Genomic DNA, 24225 nt, shown 5'->3' on the forward strand with positions numbered 1-24225 from the left:
TAAAACCCGGCTTTTTTATTTTTACGCTGGCAAGGATTACAGGCTGGCGGTAAAGGTACGGGCAATAACGTCACGCTGCTGTTCGGCAGTCAGTGAGTTGAAACGTACTGCATAGCCTGAAACACGGATGGTCAGCTGCGGATATTTTTCCGGATGCTTAACGGCATCTTCCAGCGTTTCACGACGCAGCACGTTAACGTTCAGATGCTGACCGCCTTCAACGCGGACTTCCGGTTTGATTTCCATCGGGATTTCGCGATATTCGATTTCGCCCAGGGCGTTAACCTGAACCACTTCGTCTTCAGCAAAGCCTGCTTTTGCGCATACGCAGCGCGCTTCGCCTTTCTCGCTGTCCAGCAGCCAGAAAGAGTTCAGCAGGTCGTCGTTTGCAGCTTTAGTAATCTGGATACCAGTAATCATTTGATGCCTCCCTTAGACTACAATATTGGGTGTGCCCTGTTCGTCAGGGCAATTGGTAAAACCATTGTTGCTTGAGTGTATATATATCAGCCAAGCCCCCGCCATTCCTTGATATAAATCAACAAAAACCACACCAGCATAAGGGTGATAGATGGAGATTATTGTTTTATATCAATTTTCACCCAAGCCTGATTTAAAATAATTTTGTAAATTTTAAATATTTTTCAGCATGATAGCGTTTTCTCCGCCGTCAATTTTGCGCCCCCGGCATAAGCAGTTAAGCTAGGGGGAGAGAAAATTCGCAGGAGAGCGAGATGACAACATCTTTAACCTGGCACGATGTGCTGGCCGATGAAAAAAAACAGCCTTACTTCGTTAATACCCTGAACACGGTTGCCGCCGAACGTCAGGACGGCATCACCATCTATCCGCCTCAGAAAGATGTGTTTAACGCCTTTCGTTTTACCGAGCTCGCCGATGTAAAAGTGGTGATCCTGGGGCAGGACCCCTATCACGGGCCGGGTCAAGCACACGGTCTGGCGTTTTCTGTGCGACCGGGCGTTGGCATTCCCCCTTCCCTGCTGAACATGTATAAAGAACTCGAAGCCTCCGTTCCCGGCTTTACCCGACCAGCTCACGGTTATCTGGAAAGCTGGGCGCGTCAGGGTGTGCTGCTGCTTAACACCGTATTGACGGTTCGCGCCGGGCAGGCCCATTCCCATGCCAGCCTCGGTTGGGAGACGTTTACCGATAAAGTCATTAGCCTGATTAACCAGCATTGTGAAGGCGTGGTGTTTTTACTCTGGGGATCGCACGCACAGAAGAAGGGGGCGATTATTGATACTCAGCGCCACCACGTGCTGAAAGCGCCGCACCCGTCACCGCTGTCAGCGCATCGCGGCTTTTTTGGCTGCAATCATTTTGTGCTGGCGAATGAGTGGCTGGAAAAACAGGGCGAAAAGCCGATTGACTGGATGCCGGAATTACCGGCTGAAAGCGAATAATAAGTTGTTGTAGGCCGGGTAGAGCGAAGCCGCCACCCGGCGCATTGCCCGGCGGCGCTACGCTTGCCGGGCCTACGAATAAAGCGAAATTACGCTTTGTTCTGACGCCACCACTCCGCCAGCAGAACGCCGGTCGCAACGGATACGTTGAGGCTCTCAACATTGCCGGTGCCATCGATAGAAACGCTCAGATCGGCGCTGGAGAGTGCCGCGTCAGTCAGACCATCACGCTCCTGACCCAGTACCAGCACCATCTTACGCGGCAGCGTCGCTTTAAACAGCGGCGTAGTGCCTTTGTGGCTGGAGGTGGTCACAATGGCGTAACCCGCTTTACGGAACTGCTCAATCGCTTCCAGAACGCTGTCGCCGGTAATCGGTTGAACGTGCTCCGCGCCACCCTCCGCAGTACGAATTGCCGCGCCGGATTCCAGCAGAGCAGCATCCTGCAACAGAACGCCTTTGACGCCGAAATGGGCGCAGCTGCGCATCATGGCACCGAGGTTATGCGGGTTGCCTACGTCTTCCAGGGCCAGCACGCAGTCATCTTCGCCCGCCTGGCTGACCCACTGCTTAACGGTGGTGCCGTTACGTTTCTTGATCAGGAAGCAGACACCGCCGTGGTGCTCGGTACCGGACGCTTTGGTGATCTCTGCGTCATCTACCACGTGGTAGGCTTTGCGGTTGGCCGCCATCCAGCGCAGCGCTTCCTTGAAACGCGGCGTCACGCTCTGGATAAACCAGGCGCGCACGATGCAATCAGGACGGCTCTGGAACAGGGCCTGACAGGCGTTTTCGCCATAGACGCGCGTCTCTTCCGCACGCTGACGGCGGATCACTTCCGGATCGATAACCGGTTTATCGGCCATGCTGCCGTGATCGACAGGCGCCTTAGACTCATCGCCCGGCGCGCGGGAAACGGTGCGCCACGGTGAGGCGTCACGGTTAAAGTCGTCGCGTTTGAAATCATCACGCTTGCGGTCGTCACGTTTACGATCGTCGCGTTTGCGGTCATCACCGCGGCTGTTTCTCTCATCGCGGGCGGGGCGACGGCCACCGTCTGCACGAGATGGCCCTGGACGCCCGCCACCCTTTCCGGTACGCGGATTTTCGGTGCGTTTATCAGAGTCATCATCACTGCGGACATACATCACTTTGACCTTGCCGCTTTTGTTTTTCAGTTCGTCGTTCATGCTTTTCTCCACCAGCGCTGCGCGAAGCGCGCAGATTACCCGATGTCCCCGCGCATAGCCATTACTTCGTATAAAAGCCTGTGACTATTGTTCTCATTGAATAAAACGCATTGTCGTTTCAAACAGTGTCGTTGATAATATGTAACATCTTAGAAACATAACCGGCATCCTGCCGCTTTGTCCCCCTGCTCTACCTGAGGTTAGTTATGAATACCGTATGTGCCAATTGCCAGGCTCTTAACCGCATTCCGGATGATCGAATTGATGATGGAGCAAAATGCGGACGCTGCGGTCATGAATTGTTCGATGGTGACGTGATTAATGCTACCGGCGAAACTATGGATAAACTGCTGAAGGATGATCTGCCGGTTGTTGTCGACTTCTGGGCACCCTGGTGCGGCCCGTGCCGTAACTTTGCGCCCATTTTTGAAGATGTCGCTGAAGAGCGTAGCGGTAAAATGCGTTTCGTGAAAGTGAACACCGAAGCCGAACGCGAGCTAAGCGCCCGCTTCCGCATTCGCAGTATTCCGACCATCATGATTTTCAAAAATGGTGAAGTCGTCGATATGTTGAATGGCGCCGTTCCAAAAGCCCCGTTTGACAGCTGGCTGAACGAATCCCTCTGATATTCCGGGGCACGTAACTTGTGCCCCGCTCTCGCCTCTGCGAGAATGGCGTTTTTTCTGCGCTCTCTCCCATGACTGATAACGCCGTACTGCAATTGCGCGCCGAACGCCTGGCGCGTGCGACCCGCCCTTTTCTTGCCCGTGGTAACCGCATTCGTCGCTGTCAGCGCTGCCTGTTGCCGCTTAAGCAGTGCCTGTGCGCGACCCTGACTCCCAGCCATGCCGATAGCCGTTTCTGCCTGGTGATGTTCGATACCGAGCCGATGAAACCCAGCAATACCGGACGTCTCATCGCCGATATCTTACCCAATACCGCCGCCTTCCAGTGGTCACGCACCGAGCCGCCTCAGGCGCTGCTCGATCTGGTTGCCAGCCCCGATTACCAACCGATGGTGGTGTTCCCGGCCTCTTACGCCGGAGAGACGCGCCAGGTGATGACTAAGCCCTCCTCCGGCAAACCGCCGCTGTTCATCATGCTGGACGGCACCTGGACCGAGGCGCGCAAAATGTTTCGCAAGAGCCCATATCTGGATGCCCTGCCGGTGATCTCCGTCGATTTGTCACGCGTCTCGGCTTATCGACTGCGTGAAGCCCATGCCGAAGGCCAGTACTGCACTGCCGAAGTGGCTATTGCCCTGCTGGATCTGGCGGGAGATGTTCAGGCGGCGAGCGCGCTGGGCGATCACTTCTCGCGTTTTCGCGAACGCTATCTGGCGGGAAAAACCATTCATAAGGGAAGCATCACAGCGGCCGAGCCGGAAAGCGTTTAAAATCATCAGGTCACTCGCCCTTTCAGGAGACCTGTATGAGCCAGCGCGGGCTAGAAGCCTTACTCCGCCCTAAATCCATCGCCGTAATTGGCGCGTCGATGAAACCCGAGCGCGCCGGTTATCTGATGATGCGTAACCTGCTCGCTGGCGGCTTTAATGGCCCGATACTGCCGGTAACTCCCGCGTATAAAGCGGTACTGGGGGTGCTTGCCTGGCCGGACGTGGACAGCCTGCCCTTCATCCCCGATCTTGCGGTGCTCTGTACCCATGCCAGACGCAATATTGCGATGCTCGAAGCGCTGGGGAAAAAGGGCTGTAAAACCTGCATTATTCTCTCTTCGCCCCCAGAGCAGCAGGCGGAGCTGTTGGCCTGCGCTACGCGATATCAGATGCGGCTTCTGGGGCCAAACAGTCTGGGCCTGCTGGCACCGTGGCAGGGGCTGAATGCCAGCTTCTCTCCCGTTCCAATACGTAAAGGCAAACTGGCCTTCATTTCCCAGTCGGCTGCGGTCTCTAATACCATCCTCGACTGGGCGCAGCAGCGCGAGATGGGCTTTTCTTACTTCATCGCGCTGGGCGATGGCCTGGATATTGACGTGGATGAGCTGCTGGATTTTCTGGCGCGGGACACCAAAACCAGCGCAATCCTGCTCTATCTTGAACATCTCAGCGACGCACGGCGCTTTGTCTCCGCGGCCCGCAGCGCATCACGCAACAAACCGATTCTGGTGATCAAAAGCGGACGCAGCCCTGCCGCCCAGCGTCTGTTGCACTCCCACTCCGGGATGGATCCGGCATGGGACGCCGCTATCCAGCGCGCCGGCCTGCTGCGCGTTCAGGATACCCACGAACTCTTTTCTGCAGTCGAAACGCTCAGCCATATGCGTCCGCTTCGGGGTGAACGGCTGATGATCATCAGCAACGGTGCCGCACCGGCAGCGCTGGCGCTGGACGAACTCTGGCTGCGAAACGGGAAACTGGCTACGCTCAGCGAAGAGACCCTGCAGCGCCTGCGTGAGGCGTTGCCGCCCGGCGTGGAACCCGGTAATCCGCTCGACTTACGCGACGATGCCAGCAGCGAGCGCTATCTCAGCGCCCTGAATATTCTGCTGGATAGCCAGGATTTTGATGCCCTGATGGTCATTCACTCTCCTAGCGCCGTGGCACCGGGTAGCGAAAGCGCCCGTGCGCTGATTGATATCGTGAAAAAGCATCCGCGTGGAAAATACGTTTCGCTTCTGACCAACTGGTGCGGCGAATTCTCGTCCCAGGAGGCGCGACGTCTTTTCAGCGAGGCGGGACTGCCCACCTACCGTACCCCGGAAGGCACCATCACCGCGTTTATGCATATGGTGGAATACCGGCGTAATCAGAAACAGCTCCGGGAGACGCCAGCCCTGCCGGGGAATCTGACGGCCGACACGGGTCATGCCCATGACCTGTTACAACGTGCCATTGATGATGGCGCGCGTTCGCTGGATACCCATGAAGTACAGCCGATCCTCACCGCCTATGGCCTGCATACCCTGCCTACCTGGATTGCCAGCGACAGTGCGGAAGCGGTGCATATTGCCGAGCAAATCGGTTATCCGGTTGCCCTGAAACTGCGTTCACCTGATATCCCGCACAAGTCTGAAGTCCAGGGGGTGATGTTGTATCTGCGTACCGCGGCGGAAGTTCAGCAGGCGGCGGACGCCATCATCGATCGCGTCAAAATGACCTGGCCTCAGGCGCGGATCCACGGCCTGCTGGTGCAAAGCATGGCCAACCGTGCGGGCGCGCAGGAGTTGCGGGTAGTCGTGGAGCACGATCCGGTTTTCGGGCCGCTGATCATGCTGGGCGAAGGGGGCGTGGAGTGGCGTCCTGAAGAGCAGGCGGTTGTTGCCCTGCCGCCGCTGAACATGAACCTGGCGCGCTATCTGGTGATCCAGGCCATCAAGAGTAAAAAGATCCGCGGGCGCAGCGCCTTACGACCACTGGATATCGCCGCCCTGAGCCAGTTTCTGGTGCAGGTATCGAACCTGATTGTCGATAGCCCGGAGATCCAGCGTCTGGACATTCACCCTTTACTGGTATCAGGCAGCGAACTGACGGCGCTGGATGTCACAATGGATGTAGCGGCCTATACCGGCGATCGCGAAAGCCGGCTTGCTATCCGACCTTATCCGCATCAGCTGGAAGAGTGGGTAGAGATGAAAAATGGCGAGCTGTCGCTGTTCCGCCCTATTCTCCCGGAAGATGAACCGCAGCTTCAGCGCTTTATCGCTCAGGTCACCAAAGAAGATTTGTACTACCGCTACTTTAGCGAAATCAATGAATTTACCCATGAAGATTTAGCCAATATGACGCAGATCGACTACGATCGGGAAATGGCTTTTGTTGCCGTCCGGCGCACTGATGAGGGCGATGAGATCCTCGGCGTTACACGTGCCATCTCCGATCCGGATAACGTTGATGCGGAATTTGCGGTGCTTGTCCGCTCCGATCTGAAAGGTCTCGGGCTGGGAAGACGGTTACTCGAAAAGCTGATTGGCTATACGCGCGATCACGGACTCATCCGCCTCAACGGCATTACAATGCCTAACAACCGCGGCATGATCGCCCTGGCGCGAAAACTGGGCTTTGCGGTTGATATTCAGCTTGAAGATGGGATCGTCGGGTTGACCCTGCAGCTGATGCCAGCAGGTAAACAAGAGTAAGGTACTGGAAATGTTGACCACTTTAAACGGCACTGGTGGTATGATTGCCCGCTTCTGTTGTCTGCATAGTACATATAATCCTTCAATGAACAGAGAAGAAACGCACTGTGATGTTGTCAAAATTTAAGCGTAATAAACATCAACAACACCTTGCTCAACTACCGAAGATTTCTCAGTCAGTTGATGATGTAGAGTTCTTTTATGCTCCCGCCGATTTTCGGGAGACGCTACTGGAAAAAATTGCCAGCGCAACGCATCGTATTTGCATTATTGCTCTATACCTTGAACAGGATGAGGGCGGCAGCGCGATTTTACGCGCCGTTTACGAGGCCAAACGTCAGCGTCCTGAACTGGATGTCCGCATTCTTGTCGACTGGCATCGCGCCCAGCGCGGTCGTATTGGCGCGGCTGCGGCCAACACCAATGCCGACTGGTACTGTCGCATGGCGCAGGAAAACCCGGGCGTAGACGTGCCGGTGTATGGCGTACCGGTTAACACCCGCGAAGCCCTTGGCGTCCTCCACTTCAAAGGCTTTATCATCGATGACAGCGTGCTGTATAGCGGCGCGAGCCTGAACGATGTCTACCTGCATCAGCTGGATAAATACCGTTACGATCGTTATCACCTGGTGCGCAATGCCCGCATGGCTGACGTCATGTTTGAGTGGGTGGATCAGAATCTGGTACACGGCCGCGGCGTAAATCGTCTTGACGATCCGAACCGACCAAAAAGCCCGGAGATCAAAAACGACATCCGTCTTTTCCGTCAGGAACTGCGCGATGCCATGTTCCATTTCCAGGGTGATGCGGATAATGAACAGCTTGCGGTGACCCCGCTGGTGGGCCTGGGCAAATCCAGCCTGCTGAATAAAACCATCTTCCATCTTATGCCATGCACCGAGCATAAGCTGACCATCTGCACACCTTACTTCAACCTGCCGGCCGTGCTGGTGCGTAATATCATTCAGCTGTTACGCGACGGTAAGAAAGTGGAAATTATCGTTGGCGACAAAACCGCGAACGATTTCTTCATCCCGGAAGATCAGCCGTTTAAGATCATCGGCGCCCTGCCTTATCTGTATGAGATCAACCTGCGCCGCTTCCTGAGCCGCCTGCAGTATTATGTGAATACCGATCAGCTGGTTGTGCGTCTGTGGAAAGATGAAGACAACAGCTATCACCTGAAAGGGATGTGGGTTGACGATGAGTGGATGCTGCTGACCGGTAACAACCTCAATCCACGTGCCTGGCGCCTGGATCTCGAAAATGCCATTTTGATCCACGATCCACGCCAGGAGCTGGCCGCTTCGCGCGAGCGTGAGCTGGAACTGATCCGCACCCACACCACGGTGGTTAATCATTATCGCGATCTGCAAAGTATTGCTGACTATCCGGTGAAAGTACGTAAGCTTATTCGCCGTTTACGTCGTATTCGAATCGACCGGTTGATTAGCCGCATCCTGTAATTTTCAGCCCTGTCATTGACGGGGCTTTTTTATGGAGGTCGTTGTGCGTTATTTCCTGTTAACAGGCTGTCTGGTTCTGTGCGGATGCAGCCATATGGCTCAGGATAGCTGGTCTGGTCAGGACAAGGCGCAACACTTTTTAGCCTCGGCGATGCTATCGGCTGCGGGAAATGAATATGCCCAACGTCAGGGGTATAGCCGCGACCGGAGCGCTGCCTACGGCCTGATGTTTTCGGTTAGTCTGGGAGCATCAAAAGAGCTCTGGGACAGCCGCCCGGAGGGGAGCGGCTGGAGCTGGAAAGATTTTGCGTGGGACATAGCCGGTGCGTCGACCGGCTATGCCGTCTGGCAACTGGCCGAGCACTAAAGACGAACACCTTTGCCTTTTCGGTGCAGCATCAAAGAGACAATAAAGGCCAGCGCTCCCATTAGCGTGACGTACCAGAAAAAGATCGTCTCACTCCCCATCGATTTTAATGACAGGGCGACATATTCCGCCGAGCCGCCAAAGAGTGCGTTAGCCACCGCATACGACAACCCAACACCCAGGGCACGCACCTGAGCCGGAAACATCTCAGCCTTAAGAATACCGCTGATAGAGGTGTAAAAACTGGCAATAATCAGCGCGACCATCACCAGGGCAAAAGCGGCATAAGGAGATGAAACATGCTGGAGAGCGGTCAGAATGGGCACGGTGCATAACGCCGACAAGCCGCCGAAAATCAGCATTGAGCTACGACGGCCAATCTTATCCGACAGCGCGCCAATAATGGGCTGAATAAGCATAAAGACAAAAAGCGCTACCGTCATAACCATACTCGCCACGTTCGCATGCATACCTGTGGTGTTGACCAGATACTTCTGCATATAGGTGGTGAAGGTATAGAAGGTGAGCGAGCCGCCAGCCGTAAAGCCGAGCACCATCAAAAAGGCCTTTCGGTTACGCCATAGACCTTTAAATGAGCCCGCCTCTTTTAACGTCCTCACCTCTTTTCGCGACGTTTCTTCCAGCTGACGGCGTAACCACAGTGCCACAACAGCAAGCACGGCGCCGAGCGCGAAGGGAATACGCCATCCCCAGGCACGGAGATCTTCATCACTCAATACCTGTTGCAGGATCACCACGGCAAGGATAGCCAACAACTGGCCACCTATCAGCGTCACGTACTGGAAGGAGGCATAAAAACCTTTACGCCCTTCCACTGCGACTTCACTCATATATGTCGCGCTTGTACCATATTCTCCCCCGACGGAGAGCCCCTGGAACAAACGCGCCAACAGCAGTAATGCGGGTGCCCATGTGCCGATAGTTTCATAGCCGGGCAGACAGGCGATCACCAGTGAGCCAAAACACATCATGCAGACGGAGATCAGCATGGAGGTTTTTCGCCCTTTTCGATCGGCAATTCGGCCAAACAGCCAGCCGCCAATCGGACGCATCAGAAAGCCTGCCGCGAAAACCCCTGCGGTTTGCAGCAATTGGGTAGTGGTGTTGCCTGATGGGAAGAAGATATGGGCAAAATAGAGCGAGCAAAACGAGTAAACGTAAAAATCGAACCACTCAACCAGATTGCCTGAAGAGGCGCCGACGATTGCCCAAATCCTGCGGCGAGTATCGCCGTCTGCACTTTTATTACTATCCGTATCTGTACTTGCTACGGTTTCTGTCATTTTAAATCCCCTGTCTTACATTGCGGGCCATTGCACCCATTCCAGTAAAACCAGATTTAAAATTTAACGTTAGGTAAAAAAAAATGTTTCTATTATGTTTCATTTGATTTTGTGAGACGCATCATAAAACGGGCAATACCGGAGGCCATAACATCATCCCCACTTTTTTTGATGCGCTTGTTTTCTCTGTAAATAATCTTCATCAGCACGAATTTTATCCCACCATCCTTTGAACACTTTTGCCGCTTCGGCTTTAACAGGATCGTGATCTAAGGGACGAACATTGCGTTCATCATCGTACTTTTTTCCGCCTTTATGGTTGGCGTAGCGTCTGGCGCGGGTATACCCCATCTGGATAAATTTTCTGGCCATATCCATACCAACGAAATCGTCTTGCTGGCGGTACTGCTCAAAAAGCGCGTAAATTTCCTGCGCAGATTTTGTCGCAACCTCAGCATTTTTGTATCGCCAGTGGGGCAGGATTTCACTTTTGTAAGGTTCAACCAGCAGAACGCCCTGCTCTCCCCGCCCTACCTGGTAGAGCTCAGGGTGGTCACGAAAGTTTGTACTGGCGAAATCTTGTTGGTAGTTAAATGGTGGGTTCGGCAAAATAACCTCGCTGACGGTGCGTATCTTATTATTTTAGCCAGAGATTGTTGAGTTTGCCTGCGCGCACAAACGCAAAAAGCCCGTCCTTGCGGACGGGCTCTTGGCTTGTTTGATGCCTGGCAGTTCCCTACTCTCGCATGGGGAGGCCCCACACTACCATCGGCGCTACGGCGTTTCACTTCTGAGTTCGGCATGGGGTCAGGTGGGACCACCGCGCTACAGCCGCCAGGCAAATTCTGTAATCTGTACCAGCTGAAAATCGTCTCAAACCTACCGAAACAGCTTCGGCGTTGTAAGGTTAAGCCTCACGGTTCATTAGTACCGGTTAGCTCAACGCATCGCTGCGCTTACACACCCGGCCTATCAACGTCATCGTCTTTAACGTTCCTTCAGGACCCTTGAAGGGTCAGGGAGAACTCATCTCGGGGCAAGTTTCGTGCTTAGATGCTTTCAGCACTTATCTCTTCCGCATTTAGCTACCGGGCAGTGCCATTGGCATGACAACCCGAACACCAGTGATGCGTCCACTCCGGTCCTCTCGTACTAGGAGCAGCCCCCCTCAATTCTCCAGCGCCCACGGCAGATAGGGACCGAACTGTCTCACGACGTTCTAAACCCAGCTCGCGTACCACTTTAAATGGCGAACAGCCATACCCTTGGGACCTACTTCAGCCCCAGGATGTGATGAGCCGACATCGAGGTGCCAAACACCGCCGTCGATATGAACTCTTGGGCGGTATCAGCCTGTTATCCCCGGAGTACCTTTTATCCGTTGAGCGATGGCCCTTCCATACAGAACCACCGGATCACTATGACCTGCTTTCGCACCTGCTCGAGCCGTCACTCGCAGTCAAGCTAGCTTATGCCATTGCACTAACCTCCTGATGTCCGACCAGGATTAGCTAACCTTCGTGCTCCTCCGTTACTCTTTAGGAGGAGACCGCCCCAGTCAAACTACCCACCAGACACTGTCCGCAACCCGGATTACGGGTCCACGTTAGAACACCAGCCATTAAAGGGTGGTATTTCAAGGATGGCTCCACGCAGACTGGCGTCCACGCTTCAAAGCCTCCCACCTATCCTACACATCAAGGACCAGTGTTCAGTGTCAAGCTATAGTAAAGGTTCACGGGGTCTTTCCGTCTTGCCGCGGGTACACTGCATCTTCACAGCGATTTCAATTTCACTGAGTCTCGGGTGGAGACAGCCTGGCCATCATTACGCCATTCGTGCAGGTCGGAACTTACCCGACAAGGAATTTCGCTACCTTAGGACCGTTATAGTTACGGCCGCCGTTTACCGGGGCTTCGATCAAGAGCTTCTCCTTACGGATAACCCCATCAATTAACCTTCCGGCACCGGGCAGGCGTCACACCGTATACGTCCACTTTCGTGTTTGCACAGTGCTGTGTTTTTAATAAACAGTTGCAGCCAGCTGGTATCTTCGACTGATTTCAGCTCCACCCGCAGGGGCTTCACCTACATATCAGCGTGCCTTCTCCCGAAGTTACGGCACCATTTTGCCTAGTTCCTTCACCCGAGTTCTCTCAAGCGCCTTGGTATTCTCTACCTGACCACCTGTGTCGGTTTGGGGTACGATTTGATGTTACCTGATGCTTAGAGGCTTTTCCGAAGCAGGGCATTTGTTGCTTCAGCACCGTAGTGCCTCGTCATCACACCTCAGCGTTAACAAGGTACCGGATTTACCTGGAACCTCCGCCTACATGCTTAAACCGGGACAACCGTCGCCCGGCCAACATAGCCTTCTCCGTCCCCCCTTCGCAGTAACACCGAGTACAGGAATATTAACCTGTTTCCCATCGACTACGCCTTTCGGCCTCGCCTTAGGGGTCGACTCACCCTGCCCCGATTAACGTTGGACAGGAACCCTTGGTCTTCCGGCGAGCGGGCTTTTCACCCGCTTTATCGTTACTTATGTCAGCATTCGCACTTCTGATACCTCCAGCATGCCTCACAGCACACCTTCAACGGCTTACAGAACGCTCCCCTACCCAACAACACATAGTGTCGCTGCCGCAGCTTCGGTGCATGGTTTAGCCCCGTTACATCTTCCGCGCAGGCCGACTCGACCAGTGAGCTATTACGCTTTCTTTAAATGATGGCTGCTTCTAAGCCAACATCCGGCTGTCTGTGCCTTCCCACATCGTTTCCCACTTAACCATGACTTTGGGACCTTAGCTGGCGGTCTGGGTTGTTTCCCTCTTCACGACGGACGTTAGCACCCGCCGTGTGTCTCCCGTGATAACATTCTCCGGTATTCGCAGTTTGCATCGGGTTGGTAAGCCGGGATGGCCCCCTAGCCGAAACAGTGCTCTACCCCCGGAGATGAGTTCACGAGGCGCTACCTAAATAGCTTTCGGGGAGAACCAGCTATCTCCCGGTTTGATTGGCCTTTCACCCCCAGCCACAAGTCATCCGCTAATTTTTCAACATTAGTCGGTTCGGTCCTCCAGTTAGTGTTACCCAACCTTCAACCTGCCCATGGCTAGATCACCGGGTTTCGGGTCTATACCCTGCAACTTAACGCCCAGTTAAGACTCGGTTTCCCTTCGGCTCCCCTATACGGTTAACCTTGCTACAGAATATAAGTCGCTGACCCATTATACAAAAGGTACGCAGTCACACCACAAGGGTGCTCCCACTGCTTGTACGTACACGGTTTCAGGTTCTTTTTCACTCCCTCGCCGGGGTTCTTTTCGCCTTTCCCTCACGGTACTGGTTCACTATCGGTCAGTCAGGAGTATTTAGCCTTGGAGGATGGTCCCCCCATATTCAGACAGGATACCACGTGTCCCGCCCTACTCTTCGAGTTCACAGCAAGTGTGCTTTCATGTACGGGACTATCACCCTGTACCGTCGGACTTTCCAGACCGTTCCACTAACACACAAGCTGATTCAGACTCCGGGCTGCTCCCCGTTCGCTCGCCGCTACTGGGGGAATCTCGGTTGATTTCTTTTCCTCGGGGTACTTAGATGTTTCAGTTCCCCCGGTTCGCCTCGTTAACCTATGTATTCAGTTAACGATAGTGTGTCGGAACACACTGGGTTTCCCCATTCGGACATCGCCGGGTCAAAGGTTCATATCACCTCGCCGGCGCTTTTCGCAGATTAGCACGTCCTTCATCGCCTCTGACTGCCAGGGCATCCACCGTGTACGCTTAGTCGCTTAACCTCACAACCCGAAGCTGTTTCACTTCGCGTTGTGAAAATTTGAGAGACTCGAACACACTTTCCATCTGTTCCTGTTACGGAGAACAGACACAGTGTGTCGTTTCAATTTTCAGCTTGATCCAGATTTTTAAAGAGCAAATATCTCAAACGTGACTCTGAAGTCAGTTTTGAGATACTGATTGGTTGTGCCTTTCACTCACACCCAGCAAGTGGCGTCCCCTAGGGGATTCGAACCCCTGTTGCCGCCGTGAAAGGGCGGAGTCCTGGGCCTCTAGACGAAGGGGACACTGAAGTCTCAATCGCAAGACGCCTTGCTATTTACTTTTCATCAGACAATCTGTGTGAGCACTGCAAAGGCAGGTTCTTTAAGGTAAGGAGGTGATCCAACCGCAGGTTCCCCTACGGTTACCTTGTTACGACTTCACCCCAGTCATGAATCACAAAGTGGTAAGCGCCCTCCCGAAGGTTAAGCTACCTACTTCTTTTGCAACCCACTCCCATGGTGTGACGGGCGGTGTGTACAAGGCCCGGGAACGTATTCACCGTAGCATTCTGATCTACGATTACTAGCGATTCCGACTTCATGGAGTCGAGTTGCAGACTCCAATCCGGACTACGACGCACTTTATGAGGTCCGCTTGCTCTCGCGAGGTCGCTTCTCTTTGTATGCGCCATTGTAGCACGTGTGTAGCCCTACTCGTAAGGGCCATGATGACTTGACGTCATCCCCACCTTCCTCCAGTTTATCACTGGCAGTCTCCTTTGAGTTCCCGGCCGGACCGCTGGCAACAAAGGATAAGGGTTGCGCTCGTTGCGGGACTTAACCCAACATTTCACAACACGAGCTGACGACAGCCATGCAGCACCTGTCTCAGAGTTCCCGAAGGCACCAATCCATCTCTGGAAAGTTCTCTGGATGTCAAGAGTAGGTAAGGTTCTTCGCGTTGCATCGAATTAAACCACATGCTCCACCGCTTGTGCGGGCCCCCGTCAATTCATTTGAGTTTTAACCTTGCGGCCGTACTCCCCAGGCGGTCGACTTAACGCGTTAGCTCCGGAAGCCACGCCTCAAGGGCACAACCTCCAAGTCGACATCGTTTACGGCGTGGACTACCAGGGTATCTAATCCTGTTTGCTCCCCACGCTTTCGCACCTGAGCGTCAGTCTTTGTCCAGGGGGCCGCCTTCGCCACCGGTATTCCTCCAGATCTCTACGCATTTCACCGCTACACCTGGAATTCTACCCCCCTCTACAAGACTCTAGCCTGCCAGTTTCGAATGCAGTTCCCAGGTTGAGCCCGGGGATTTCACATCCGACTTGACAGACCGCCTGCGTGCGCTTTACGCCCAGTAATTCCGATTAACGCTTGCACCCTCCGTATTACCGCGGCTGCTGGCACGGAGTTAGCCGGTGCTTCTTCTGCGAGTAACGTCAATCGATGAGGTTATTAACCTCACCGCCTTCCTCCTCGCTGAAAGTACTTTACAACCCGAAGGCCTTCTTCATACACGCGGCATGGCTGCATCAGGCTTGCGCCCATTGTGCAATATTCCCCACTGCTGCCTCCCGTAGGAGTCTGGACCGTGTCTCAGTTCCAGTGTGGCTGGTCATCCTCTCAGACCAGCTAGGGATCGTCGCCTAGGTGAGCCGTTACCCCACCTACTAGCTAATCCCATCTGGGCACATCTGATGGCAAGAGGCCCGAAGGTCCCCCTCTTTGGTCTTGCGACGTTATGCGGTATTAGCTACCGTTTCCAGTAGTTATCCCCCTCCATCAGGCAGTTTCCCAGACATTACTCACCCGTCCGCCACTCGTCACCCGAAGAGCAAGCTCTCTGTGCTACCGTTCGACTTGCATGTGTTAGGCCTGCCGCCAGCGTTCAATCTGAGCCATGATCAAACTCTTCAATTTAAGTTTGATGCTCGTGAATTAAACTTCGTAATGAATTACGTATGTTCACTCAGAGACTTGGTATTCATTTATTGTCTTTCGACATTAAGAATCCATGTCACTTTGAGTGCCCACACAGATTGTCTGATAAATTGTTAAAGAGCAGTGCCGCTTCGCTTTTTCGCTGCGGCGCGGGGTGTGCATATTACGCTTTCCCGCTTCAGAGTCAAGCGTTTGTTTCACGCTTTTCTCTGCTAACCCGGCGGCTTGTTTGCCGTTGTTCCGTGTCAGTGGAGGCGCATTATAGGCAGTTATTCCTGGCTTGCAAGTGTAAAGTGAAAATTATTTTCTAACCGCTCACTTTCCAGGCAAATCCGTTTCCGGATTGCTATTCTTGCCTGGTTTTTAAACAAAAACGAGCCCCGCAGGGCTCGTTTTTGTCGTTTTGTGACTTACTGCACTGCCACAATCTGGTCGTCTTTCTTCACCAGTTGAATGGTTTTGCCCGGAAGCAGCTTCCCTGAAAGAATTTGCTGCGCCAGCGGGTTTTCTATCTGCTGCTGGATGGCGCGTTTTAAAGGACGCGCCCCGTAAACAGGATCGTACCCATTCGCACTCAGCAGTTGCAGCGCATCATCCGCAATCTGCATTTCATATCCACGCTCTTCCAGACGTTTATACAAACGCTGCAGCTGAATACGAGCAATAGAAGCAATGTGTTTTTCACCCAGCGGATGGAAGACCACGACTTCATCGATACGGTTGATGAACTCAGGACGGAAGCTGTGGCTTACCACACCCAGCACCAGATCCTTCATATGACCGTAATCCAGTTCACCGAAGCGTTCCTGAATCAGATCGGAACCCAGGTTCGAGGTCATAATAACCACTGTGTTACGGAAATCGACCGTTCTGCCCTGCCCGTCCGTCAGGCGACCATCATCCAGCACCTGCAGCAGAATGTTGAAAACATCCGGATGGGCCTTTTCAACTTCGTCCAGCAGGATGACGGAGTACGGGCGACGGCGAACCGCTTCTGTCAGATACCCGCCTTCTTCATAACCGACATATCCTGGAGGTGCACCCACGAGACGCGACACGGAGTGTTTTTCCATAAACTCGGACATGTCGATACGCACCATCGCATCATCACTGTCGAACATAAAGTTCGCCAGCGCCTTACAGAGTTCCGTTTTACCCACACCGGTCGGCCCCAGGAACAGGAAGGAGCCAATCGGACGGTTAGGATCCGACAAACCAGCGCGGCTACGGCGAATAGCGTTTGATACTGCTTCAACCGCTTCATCCTGACCAATCACGCGATGATGAAGGTCTTCCTCCATGCGCAGTAATTTGTCGCGCTCGCTCTCCATCATTCTGGCTACCGGGATCCCGGTCCAGCGTGCAAGTACTTCAGCGATTTCCGCATCCGTCACTTTATTGCGTAACAGACGCATGGTTTTACCTTCGGCCTGAGTCGCCGCCGCCAGCTGTTTTTCCAGTTCCGGAATTTTGCCGTACTGCAACTCAGACATTTGCGCCAGGTCGCCCACGCGACGTGCCTGCTCGATGGCGATCTTTGCCTGCTCCAGCTCGGCTTTAATGGTCTGGGTACCGGAGAGGGAGGCTTTTTCGGCTTTCCACTCTTCTTCTAACACTGAATACTGGCGCTCTTTATCGTCCAGCTCTTCATTAAGCATATCCAGGCGCTTTTTACTCGCTTCATCAGACTCTTTCTTCAGCGCCTGTTGTTCAAGCTTCAGCTGGATGATACGGCGATCGAGTCGGTCCAGCTCTTCCGGCTTGGAGTCAATCTGCATACGAATACTGGAAGCTGCTTCATCGATCAGGTCGATCGCTTTGTCAGGCAGCTGTCGATCGGCAATATAACGATGCGACAAAGTTGCAGCCGCCACGATGGCCGGGTCGGTGATCTGCACATGGTGGTGCAGCTCATAGCGCTCTTTTAGACCACGCAGAATGGCGATGGTATCTTCCACTGAAGGCTCAGCCACAAACACTTTCTGGAAGCGACGTTCAAGAGCGGCATCCTTTTCGATGTACTGACGATATTCATCAAGCGTGGTGGCCCCGACGCAGTGCAGTTCACCACGTGCGAGCGCCGGCTTCAGCATGTTCCCGGCATCCATAGCGCCGTCGGCTTTACCTGCCCCAACCATCGTGTGCAGTTCATCGATGAACAGGATGACGTTGCCTTCCTGTTTCGCCAGATCGTTGAGGACGCCTTTCAAGCGTTCTTCAAACTCACCCCGATATTTAGCACCTGCCACCAGCGCGCCCATATCCAGCGCGAGTACACGGCGGCCTTTCAAACCTTCGGGGACTTCACCGTTGACGATACGCTGGGCCAGCCCTTCGACAATGGCGGTTTTACCGACGCCCGGTTCACCAATAAGCACCGGGTTATTTTTGGTACGGCGCTGCAGGACCTGAATCGTACGGCGGATCTCTTCATCACGCCCGATGACCGGGTCAAGCTTGCCCTGTTCGGCACGCTCAGTCAGGTCGACGGTATATTTCTTCAATGCCTGACGCTGGTCTTCGGCACCCTGATCGTTCACGCTCTCACCTCCGCGCATCTGTGCAATCGCCTGGGTCACGTTGGCGGTGGTTGCACCCGCCGTTTTCAGCAGGTCGGTCAAGGTGCCACGTGATTCAAGCGCCGCCAGAACAAAGAGTTCTGATGAAATAAAGTTGTCGCCGCGTTTTTGCGCCAGTTTGTCGCAAAGATTCAGTACGCGAACCAGATCCTGAGACGGTTGTATATCTCCGCCTGTGCCCTCTACCTGCGGTAAACGGCTCAGAGCCTGATCGATGGCTGTGCGTAACTGCCCCGCATTAACTCCGGCAGATGTCAGTAAAGGACGTACCGAGCCCCCTTCCTGATTCAGCAAGGCGCTCATTAAATGAAGTGGTTCGATAAATTGATTGTCGTGCCCCAGTGCGAGAGACTGGGCATCGGCGAGAGCAAGCTGGAATTTATTAGTAAGACGATCCAGACGCATAACTCCTCCCATAACAGGTCAAAATTGCTACTGGAGATTAAATGAGGTCATCCCTCAATTATTCAAGGTGAATGACCTGAATTATGCGAAAAGAAAACGGCGCGTGCCGGATCGCCTTGATTCTATAGGTTATATCAGCCAAATGAAACTTGCCATACGCCCGGTCGTCTTGTCGCGACGATAGGAAAAGAAATCATCCTTTTCGGTGAAAGTGCAGCGATCGCCGCCATAGATCTGGCTGATACCAAGGTTCGTCAGGCGCTGGCGGGCAAGCTGATAAATATCCGCCATGTATTTATCTCCCGCCGCGCAAAAAGCATTTTCCGCCCGCGGGTCGTGCGCCATAAAGGCCTCGCGCACTTCCGGGCCCACCTCAAAGGCTTGTGGCCCAATGGCCGGGCCAAGCCAGGCGATGATGTTATCCGCACTGTCAGCGAAGCAGGCGACAGTCTCTTCCAGTACGCCAGCGCACAATCCGCGCCAGCCAGCATGGGCTGCGGCAACTTCGGTGCCCGCACGGTTGCAGAAGAGCACCGGCAGGCAGTCGGCGGTCATGACGGCACAAACTGTACCCGGAGTATTGCTGTACGAGGCATCAGCACGTTTCGAAGCGTAGGGTTCTCCGCTGAGCCGGAGCACAGCGGTACCATGCACCTGTTCAAGCCAGACCGGTTTCGACGGCAACTGGCCCGCAGCAAACATGCGTTTGCGATTCTCTTCAACATGCTTGAGATTATCGCCACAGTGAGCGCCCAGGTTTAATGATTCCCAGGCCCCCTCACTCACGCCCCCGATACGGGTTGAACTACATGCTGCCACGCCCTCTGGCGCGGGCCACTCCGGGACAATCAGTTTGGTCATAACCAGTCCACGTCATCCTTATGTTCTTCAAAATCGGCACGCATAGCGTCGATAAGTTCCACCATATCCTGTGGGATAGGCGCGTGCCACTCCATCTCGATACCGGTGATGGGATGATAGAGACGTAGCATGGTGGCATGCAGAGCCTGACGGTCGAATTTACGCAGCATGGCGATAAATTCTTCGGATGCGCCTTTCGGCGGACGCGGACGGCCACCATAAAGCTGATCGCCCACCAGCGGATGGGTGATATGCGACATATGAACACGGATCTGGTGAGTACGGCCCGTTTCCAGACGCAGACGCAGGCGCGTATGAATGCGGAAATGCTCCATGATGCGGTAGTGCGTCACTGCCGGTTTACCCATTGGGTGGACAGACATATGGGTACGCTTGGTCGGATGGCGGCTGATAGGCTGCTCAACCGTCCCGCCCGAGGTCATGTGACCAATGGCCACCGCTTCGTACTCGCGGGTGATTTCACGCAGCTGCAGGGACTCCACCAGACGCGTTTGCGCCGGAATGGTCTTCGCCACGACCATCAGGCCGGTGGTGTCTTTATCCAGACGGTGAACGATCCCCGCACGCGGTACATCGGCGATCGGCGGATAGTAGTGCAGCAGCGCATTCAGCACCGTGCCATCAGGATTACCTGCGCCAGGGTGTACAACAAAATCGCGCGGCTTATTGATGACCAGGATGTCGTCGTCTTCGTAGACGATATTCAGCGGGATATCCTGCGGCTCAAAACGGACTTCTTCTTCGATATCAGCATTGATGGCGACCACTTCCCCACCCAACACTTTCTCTTTTGGCTTGTCCCAGATCTTGCCATTTACCATCACGCGCTGGTCAAGGATCCATTCTTTTATGCGTGAACGCGAATAATCAGGGAACATTTCGGCCAAAGCCTGATCTAAGCGTTGTCCGAGCTGTTTTTCGGAGACTGTTGCGGTGAGTTCTACTCGTTGTGCCATAGACTGCTTCTTCGTTTAACGTTGGGTTTTACGGCTTTGCCGTTTAATATAGTGTGCTATTGTAGCTGGTCTTAATCGGGAGCAGGAAAGAGATTCTCCCGGACAAACATTTGAGGAAAGTCAAAACGTCATGACGCGCATGAAATATCTGGTGGCAGCGGCCACGTTGAGCCTGGCTTTGGTAGGCTGCTCCGGTTCGAATGAACAGGTCCCTGACAATCCGCCGAATGAAATCTATGCGACTGCTCAGCAAAAGCTGCAGGACGGTAACTGGAAACAGGCGATAACGCAACTGGAAGCGCTGGATAATCGCTATCCATTTGGCCCGTATTCCCAGCAGGTACAGTTGGATCTGATCTACGCCTACTATAAAAATGCCGATCTGCCACTGGCCCAGGCGACGATTGATCGCTTCATGCGTCTGAATCCGACCCATCCGAATATCGACTACGTGATGTACATGCGCGGCCTGACCAACATGGCGCTGGACGACAGTGCGCTACAGGGCTTCTTCGGCGTCGATCGTTCCGACCGTGACCCTCAGCATGCGCGCGATGCGTTCAATGACTTCTCCAAGCTGGTTCGCGGCTACCCGAACAGTCAGTACGTAACGGATGCCAGCAAGCGTCTGGTGTTCCTGAAAGACCGTCTGGCGAAATACGAATATTCTGTGGCGGAATACTATACCCGTCGTGGCGCATACGTTGCCGTCGTGAACCGTGTTGAAGGCATGCTGCGTGATTATCCGGATACCCAGGCAACACGTGATGGCCTGAAGCTGATGGAAAATGCCTATCGTGAGCTGCAGATGACATCTCAGGCTGAAAAAGTGGCGAAGATTATTGCCGCCAACAGCAGCAGCTCCTGATCATTCAGTAAGATGCAAAACGGCAGCCCAGTGGCTGCCGTTTTTTTATCCGTTTTCGTACTAAGCTGAAGCGGTTTAGCCCGCACCAATCCTATCAACTATGGCCGCAATTTCTTCCTTCGACAAGGTAAATCTTACTTCTTCCTGTCCTGCCTCACAAAAAGAATCCGTTGACAAAAAGTGACATTAAAATGTGATTTACATCACACATTTTGACATTAGGAACGGTATGCTGGAATCACCAAGACGGGAAAGACAAGAGGTAAAATTTATGACAATGAACATTACCAGTAAACAAATGGAAATTACTCCGGCAATCCGCCAGCACGTCGCAGACCGTCTCGCCAAACTGGATAAATGGCAAACACACCTGATTAACCCGCATATCATTCTCTCTAAGGAGCCACAGGGTTTCATCGCTGACGCAACTATCAATACTCCAAACGGCCATCTGGTCGCCAGCGCGAAACATGAGGATATGTACACCGCCATCAACGATTTGATCAACAAGCTGGAACGGCAGCTCAATAAAGTGCAACACAAAGGTGAAGCCCGTCGCGCCACAACATCGGTGAAAGACGCCAGCTTCGCAGAAGAAGTTGAAGATGAGTAATCCCTTACATTGAGTCTATCGCCAACGCGCCTTCGGGCGCGTTTTTTATTGACAGGGTGAAAACAGTGCAGGTACTTTAAGTCTGTCTTCTGAAGGAATCATCCATGACCGTTAAGCCGTTCTTCTTCGCATTCTTTTTTACCTTCCCCTGATTGGGAGGCGTTTCGTCGTGTGATAAAGAATGCGAAGACGAACAATAAGGCCTCCCACACCGGGGGGCCTTTTTTATTGATAACGATAAATGACAAAGGCAACGCTATGACATCGGAAAACCCGTTACTGGATCTGCGAGATAAGATCAGCTCACTGGATGAAAAACTGCTTTCGCTGCTGGCTGAACGCCGTGCGCTTGCCGTCGAGGTAGGTAAAGCAAAGCTGGCATCACATCGCCCGGTACGTGATATCGACCGTGAGCGCGACCTGCTGGAACGCCTGATTAATCTTGGCAAAACGCGCCATCTGGATGCGCACTACATCACCCGCCTGTTCCAGCTGATTATCGAAGATTCCGTCCTGACCCAGCAGGCGCTGCTGCAGCAGCATCTGAACAAAACCAATCCGCACTCGGCGCGTATTGCCTTCCTGGGGCCAAAAGGTTCCTATTCCCACCTCGCGGCACGACAGTATGCTGCCCGCCATTTCGAAGAGTTTATTGAGAGCGGCTGCGCGAAGTTCGCCGATATTTTCAATCAGGTGGAAACCGGCCAGGCGGACTACGCTGTCGTACCGATTGAAAACACCAGCTCCGGGGCGATCAACGATGTTTACGATTTACTTCAGCACACCACCCTGTCATTGGTCGGCGAACTGACGATCCCTATCGACCACTGCGTGCTGGTCTCCGGGACGACCGACCTCGACAAAATCAAAACGGTTTACAGCCACCCGCAGCCCTTCCAGCAGTGTAGCCAGTTCCTGAACCGCTATCCGGGCTGGAAAATTGAATATACCGAGAGCACCTCGGCAGCCATGGAAAAGGTCGCTCAGGCCAATTCCCCTGCCGTGGCCGCACTGGGCAGCGAAGCGGGCGGCGCGTTGTATGGATTACAGGTGCTGGAACGTAACCTGGCCAACCAGACGCAGAACATTACCCGTTTCATCGTTCTGGCACGTAAGGCGATCAACGTTTCCGATCAGGTGCCGGCGAAAACTACCCTCTTGATGGCAACGGGTCAGCAGGCCGGTGCGCTGGTTGAGGCCCTGCTGGTGCTGCGTAATCACAATCTGATTATGACCAAGCTGGAATCGCGCCCTATCCATGGCAACCCGTGGGAAGAGATGTTCTATCTCGATATTCAGGCCAACCTGGAATCTGCATCCCTGCAGAAAGCCCTGCGCGAACTGGGTGACATTACCCGTTCAATGAAGGTGCTTGGCTGCTATCCGAGCGAAAACGTCGTACCGGTCGATCCGGCTTAACGCGTAATAAACGGCCCCTTTTTCACCCCTGCCACGCTGACGGGCAGGGTGAAAATGGCACCGGAAAGAGGATATTCCGCCACTTCCTGCGGATCCATATTCTCGCGGGTGGTGGTGATAAACAGCGTCTTCATATCCTCGCCACCGAAACAGACCATCGTCGGGTAGCGCACCGGCAAACGATACTCTTCCAGCTGCTCGCCCTGCGGTGAAAAACGCGCGATGTGCCAGCCGTCAAACAGCGCACTCCAGTAACACCCCTCCACATCCACCGCTGCGCCGTCGGGTATCCCCTCTCCCGGCTGGAATCGGCGAAAGACTTCCCGTTTACCCGGTTCGCCCTGCTCATCCAGCGGCGTACGGTAGATAACCGCGTTGGGCGTGTCTGAGGTGTACATCCAGCGCCGGTCATCGCTGAATGCCAGGCCGTTATGACCGTGGATATCACACTGGATAACCTCAGGCGTGAGGTCATTATCGATGCGCATCAGCAAGGCGCCGTTGTAATCCCCCGGCGCCCAGAACGTGCCCGCGTAGAAGCGGCCAAAGTGATCGGTTCCCCCGTCATTGAAGCGCGCCAGCTGTGGGTTCGATGGGTTATCACACACTTTTCGCTGCAGCAGCCCGTGCTTGTCCGCCAGCCAGATAGCGTTGCGCATGGCGACAATAAAGCCCCCTCCTTCGCGCAGGGCAAAACAGCCCACCTCTTCGTGAAAGGATAGAACGCTGTGTTCACCTGTCGGCAAATGATAGCGGTGGATCTCGCCTTCAAGAATATCCGCCCAGTAGAGCGCGTTTTCTGCATCGCTCCAGGTCGGGCATTCCGGTAGATGCCCCGTGTAGTCAAACAGTACCTGTGGTTCAGCCATGACAAATCCCCAAAATGAAAAAAGCCAGCAGTGCTGGCTTTCAGTATATACATC

Annotated in this window: 18 protein-coding genes, 1 tRNA gene, 3 rRNA genes and 1 other annotated feature; of the genes, 10 read left to right on the forward strand and 12 right to left on the reverse strand. The window is 53.9% G+C overall.

Features of this window, described 5'->3' with window-relative positions; translation table 11 throughout:
- Positions 1-36: 36 nt before the first annotated feature.
- Positions 37-420, reverse strand: a complete 384-nt coding sequence (gene grcA, locus FHN83_RS05305) for an autonomous glycyl radical cofactor GrcA (protein ID WP_039029771.1) — start codon at positions 418-420, stop codon at positions 37-39.
- Positions 421-734: 314 nt separating this feature from the next.
- Between grcA and ung the strand changes: the two genes are divergently transcribed.
- Entirely contained in the window at positions 735-1424 is a 690-nt protein-coding gene (gene ung / locus FHN83_RS05310; RefSeq protein WP_039029772.1) for a uracil-DNA glycosylase, read from the forward strand.
- A gap of 89 nt (positions 1425-1513) precedes the next feature.
- Here ung and FHN83_RS05315 read toward each other — a convergent pair whose 3' ends face one another.
- Positions 1514-2614 (reverse strand): tRNA/rRNA methyltransferase, encoded by a 1101-nt coding sequence (locus tag FHN83_RS05315; protein ID WP_039029773.1) that lies wholly within the window; start codon positions 2612-2614, stop codon positions 1514-1516.
- A 206-nt stretch (positions 2615-2820) separates the two neighbouring features.
- Here FHN83_RS05315 and trxC point away from each other — a divergent pair, with 206 nt between their 5' ends.
- From trxC to FHN83_RS05340, 5 genes are all read left to right on the forward strand, one after another.
- Positions 2821-3240 carry a thioredoxin TrxC gene (gene trxC, locus FHN83_RS05320; protein ID WP_039029774.1) on the forward strand — a complete coding sequence of 140 codons (420 nt, stop codon included), beginning with the start codon at positions 2821-2823 and terminating at the stop codon, positions 3238-3240.
- 71 nt (positions 3241-3311) lie between these two features.
- Complete coding sequence (gene tapT, locus FHN83_RS05325) at positions 3312-4010, forward strand: tRNA-uridine aminocarboxypropyltransferase (RefSeq protein WP_139563385.1); 699 nt, start codon at positions 3312-3314, stop codon at positions 4008-4010.
- A gap of 35 nt (positions 4011-4045) precedes the next feature.
- Positions 4046-6709 (forward strand): bifunctional acetate--CoA ligase family protein/GNAT family N-acetyltransferase, encoded by a 2664-nt coding sequence (locus FHN83_RS05330; protein WP_139563386.1) that lies wholly within the window; start codon positions 4046-4048, stop codon positions 6707-6709.
- Between the two features lie 110 nt (positions 6710-6819).
- The gene (gene pssA / locus FHN83_RS05335) at positions 6820-8175 is read left to right on the forward strand and encodes a CDP-diacylglycerol--serine O-phosphatidyltransferase (RefSeq protein ID WP_039029777.1); all 1356 of its coding nucleotides are present in this window, start codon (positions 6820-6822) and stop codon (positions 8173-8175) included.
- Between the two features lie 31 nt (positions 8176-8206).
- Positions 8207-8542 (forward strand): YfiM family lipoprotein, encoded by a 336-nt coding sequence (locus FHN83_RS05340; protein WP_176556470.1) that lies wholly within the window; start codon positions 8207-8209, stop codon positions 8540-8542.
- Here FHN83_RS05340 and FHN83_RS05345 read toward each other — a convergent pair.
- From FHN83_RS05345 to rluD, 9 genes are all read right to left on the reverse strand, one after another.
- Complete coding sequence (locus FHN83_RS05345) at positions 8539-9846, reverse strand: MFS transporter (protein WP_139563387.1); 1308 nt, start codon at positions 9844-9846, stop codon at positions 8539-8541. The genes FHN83_RS05340 and FHN83_RS05345 overlap by 4 nt on opposite strands.
- Positions 9847-9999: 153 nt before the next feature.
- Positions 10000-10455 carry a DUF4385 domain-containing protein gene (locus FHN83_RS05350; protein ID WP_039029779.1) on the reverse strand — a complete coding sequence of 152 codons (456 nt, stop codon included), beginning with the start codon at positions 10453-10455 and terminating at the stop codon, positions 10000-10002.
- A 114-nt stretch (positions 10456-10569) separates the two neighbouring features.
- Positions 10570-10685, reverse strand: a 5S ribosomal RNA gene (rrf, locus tag FHN83_RS05355).
- Positions 10686-10749: 64 nt separating this feature from the next.
- Positions 10750-13648 (reverse strand): 23S ribosomal RNA (locus FHN83_RS05360).
- Between the two features lie 209 nt (positions 13649-13857).
- Positions 13858-13933, reverse strand: a tRNA-Glu gene (locus tag FHN83_RS05365).
- Positions 13934-14018: 85 nt separating this feature from the next.
- Positions 14019-15559, reverse strand: a 16S ribosomal RNA gene (locus FHN83_RS05370).
- Together the 16S, 23S and 5S rRNA genes with 1 tRNA gene alongside form the textbook arrangement of a ribosomal RNA operon.
- A gap of 431 nt (positions 15560-15990) precedes the next feature.
- Positions 15991-18564 carry an ATP-dependent chaperone ClpB gene (clpB, locus tag FHN83_RS05375; protein WP_039030107.1) on the reverse strand — a complete coding sequence of 858 codons (2574 nt, stop codon included), beginning with the start codon at positions 18562-18564 and terminating at the stop codon, positions 15991-15993.
- Between the two features lie 129 nt (positions 18565-18693).
- Positions 18694-19425, reverse strand: coding sequence for a purine nucleoside phosphorylase YfiH (gene yfiH, locus FHN83_RS05380; RefSeq protein ID WP_139563388.1), 732 nt, complete (start codon positions 19423-19425; stop codon positions 18694-18696).
- Entirely contained in the window at positions 19422-20402 is a 981-nt protein-coding gene (gene rluD, locus FHN83_RS05385) for a 23S rRNA pseudouridine(1911/1915/1917) synthase RluD (RefSeq protein ID WP_039030105.1), read from the reverse strand. Before rluD ends, yfiH begins: the two co-directional genes overlap by 4 nt.
- 130 nt (positions 20403-20532) lie before the next feature.
- On the opposite strand from rluD, the gene bamD reads away from it, so the two are divergent.
- The 4 genes from bamD to pheA all read left to right on the forward strand — a co-directional run bounded on the left by bamD (position 20533) and on the right by pheA (position 23302).
- Positions 20533-21270, forward strand: coding sequence for an outer membrane protein assembly factor BamD (gene bamD / locus FHN83_RS05395; RefSeq protein WP_039030104.1), 738 nt, complete (start codon positions 20533-20535; stop codon positions 21268-21270).
- A gap of 271 nt (positions 21271-21541) precedes the next feature.
- Entirely contained in the window at positions 21542-21883 is a 342-nt protein-coding gene (gene raiA, locus FHN83_RS05400) for a ribosome-associated translation inhibitor RaiA (protein ID WP_032613238.1), read from the forward strand.
- Between the two features lie 103 nt (positions 21884-21986).
- Positions 21987-22112: a sequence feature (Phe leader region), on the forward strand.
- Positions 21988-22035, forward strand: a complete 48-nt coding sequence (locus tag FHN83_RS28395; RefSeq protein ID WP_193767862.1) for a hypothetical protein — start codon at positions 21988-21990, stop codon at positions 22033-22035. (Overlaps the previous feature by 48 nt.)
- A gap of 29 nt (positions 22113-22141) precedes the next feature.
- A complete protein-coding gene (pheA, locus tag FHN83_RS05405) occupies positions 22142-23302 on the forward strand; it encodes a bifunctional chorismate mutase/prephenate dehydratase (protein ID WP_139563389.1) in 1161 nt (386 codons plus the stop codon).
- On the opposite strand, the gene FHN83_RS05410 is transcribed toward pheA, so the two are convergent.
- Positions 23299-24171: an SMP-30/gluconolactonase/LRE family protein gene (locus FHN83_RS05410; RefSeq protein ID WP_139563390.1), complete on the reverse strand. Its 873-nt coding sequence runs from the start codon at positions 24169-24171 to the stop codon at positions 23299-23301. The genes pheA and FHN83_RS05410 overlap by 4 nt on opposite strands.
- Positions 24172-24225 lie beyond the last annotated feature (54 nt).

Source organism: Leclercia adecarboxylata, from assembly GCF_006171285.1.
Taxonomy (GTDB): domain Bacteria; phylum Pseudomonadota; class Gammaproteobacteria; order Enterobacterales; family Enterobacteriaceae; genus Enterobacter; species Enterobacter barmai.

Coding starts and splice junctions, on each gene's coding strand:
- ung (WP_039029772.1), top strand. CDS start 735: ATGACAACATCTTTAACCTGGCACGATGTGCTGGCCGATGAAAAAAAA.
- FHN83_RS05340 (WP_176556470.1), top strand. CDS start 8,207: ATGGAGGTCGTTGTGCGTTATTTCCTGTTAACAGGCTGTCTGGTTCTG.
- yfiH (WP_139563388.1), bottom strand. CDS start 19,425: ATGACCAAACTGATTGTCCCGGAGTGGCCCGCGCCAGAGGGCGTGGCA.
- FHN83_RS05315 (WP_039029773.1), bottom strand. CDS start 2,614: ATGAACGACGAACTGAAAAACAAAAGCGGCAAGGTCAAAGTGATGTAT.
- rluD (WP_039030105.1), bottom strand. CDS start 20,402: ATGGCACAACGAGTAGAACTCACCGCAACAGTCTCCGAAAAACAGCTC.
- pssA (WP_039029777.1), top strand. CDS start 6,820: ATGTTGTCAAAATTTAAGCGTAATAAACATCAACAACACCTTGCTCAA.
- FHN83_RS05345 (WP_139563387.1), bottom strand. CDS start 9,846: ATGACAGAAACCGTAGCAAGTACAGATACGGATAGTAATAAAAGTGCA.
- trxC (WP_039029774.1), top strand. CDS start 2,821: ATGAATACCGTATGTGCCAATTGCCAGGCTCTTAACCGCATTCCGGAT.
- bamD (WP_039030104.1), top strand. CDS start 20,533: ATGACGCGCATGAAATATCTGGTGGCAGCGGCCACGTTGAGCCTGGCT.
- raiA (WP_032613238.1), top strand. CDS start 21,542: ATGACAATGAACATTACCAGTAAACAAATGGAAATTACTCCGGCAATC.
- FHN83_RS05410 (WP_139563390.1), bottom strand. CDS start 24,171: ATGGCTGAACCACAGGTACTGTTTGACTACACGGGGCATCTACCGGAA.
- pheA (WP_139563389.1), top strand. CDS start 22,142: ATGACATCGGAAAACCCGTTACTGGATCTGCGAGATAAGATCAGCTCA.
- tapT (WP_139563385.1), top strand. CDS start 3,312: ATGACTGATAACGCCGTACTGCAATTGCGCGCCGAACGCCTGGCGCGT.
- grcA (WP_039029771.1), bottom strand. CDS start 420: ATGATTACTGGTATCCAGATTACTAAAGCTGCAAACGACGACCTGCTG.
- clpB (WP_039030107.1), bottom strand. CDS start 18,564: ATGCGTCTGGATCGTCTTACTAATAAATTCCAGCTTGCTCTCGCCGAT.
- FHN83_RS05330 (WP_139563386.1), top strand. CDS start 4,046: ATGAGCCAGCGCGGGCTAGAAGCCTTACTCCGCCCTAAATCCATCGCC.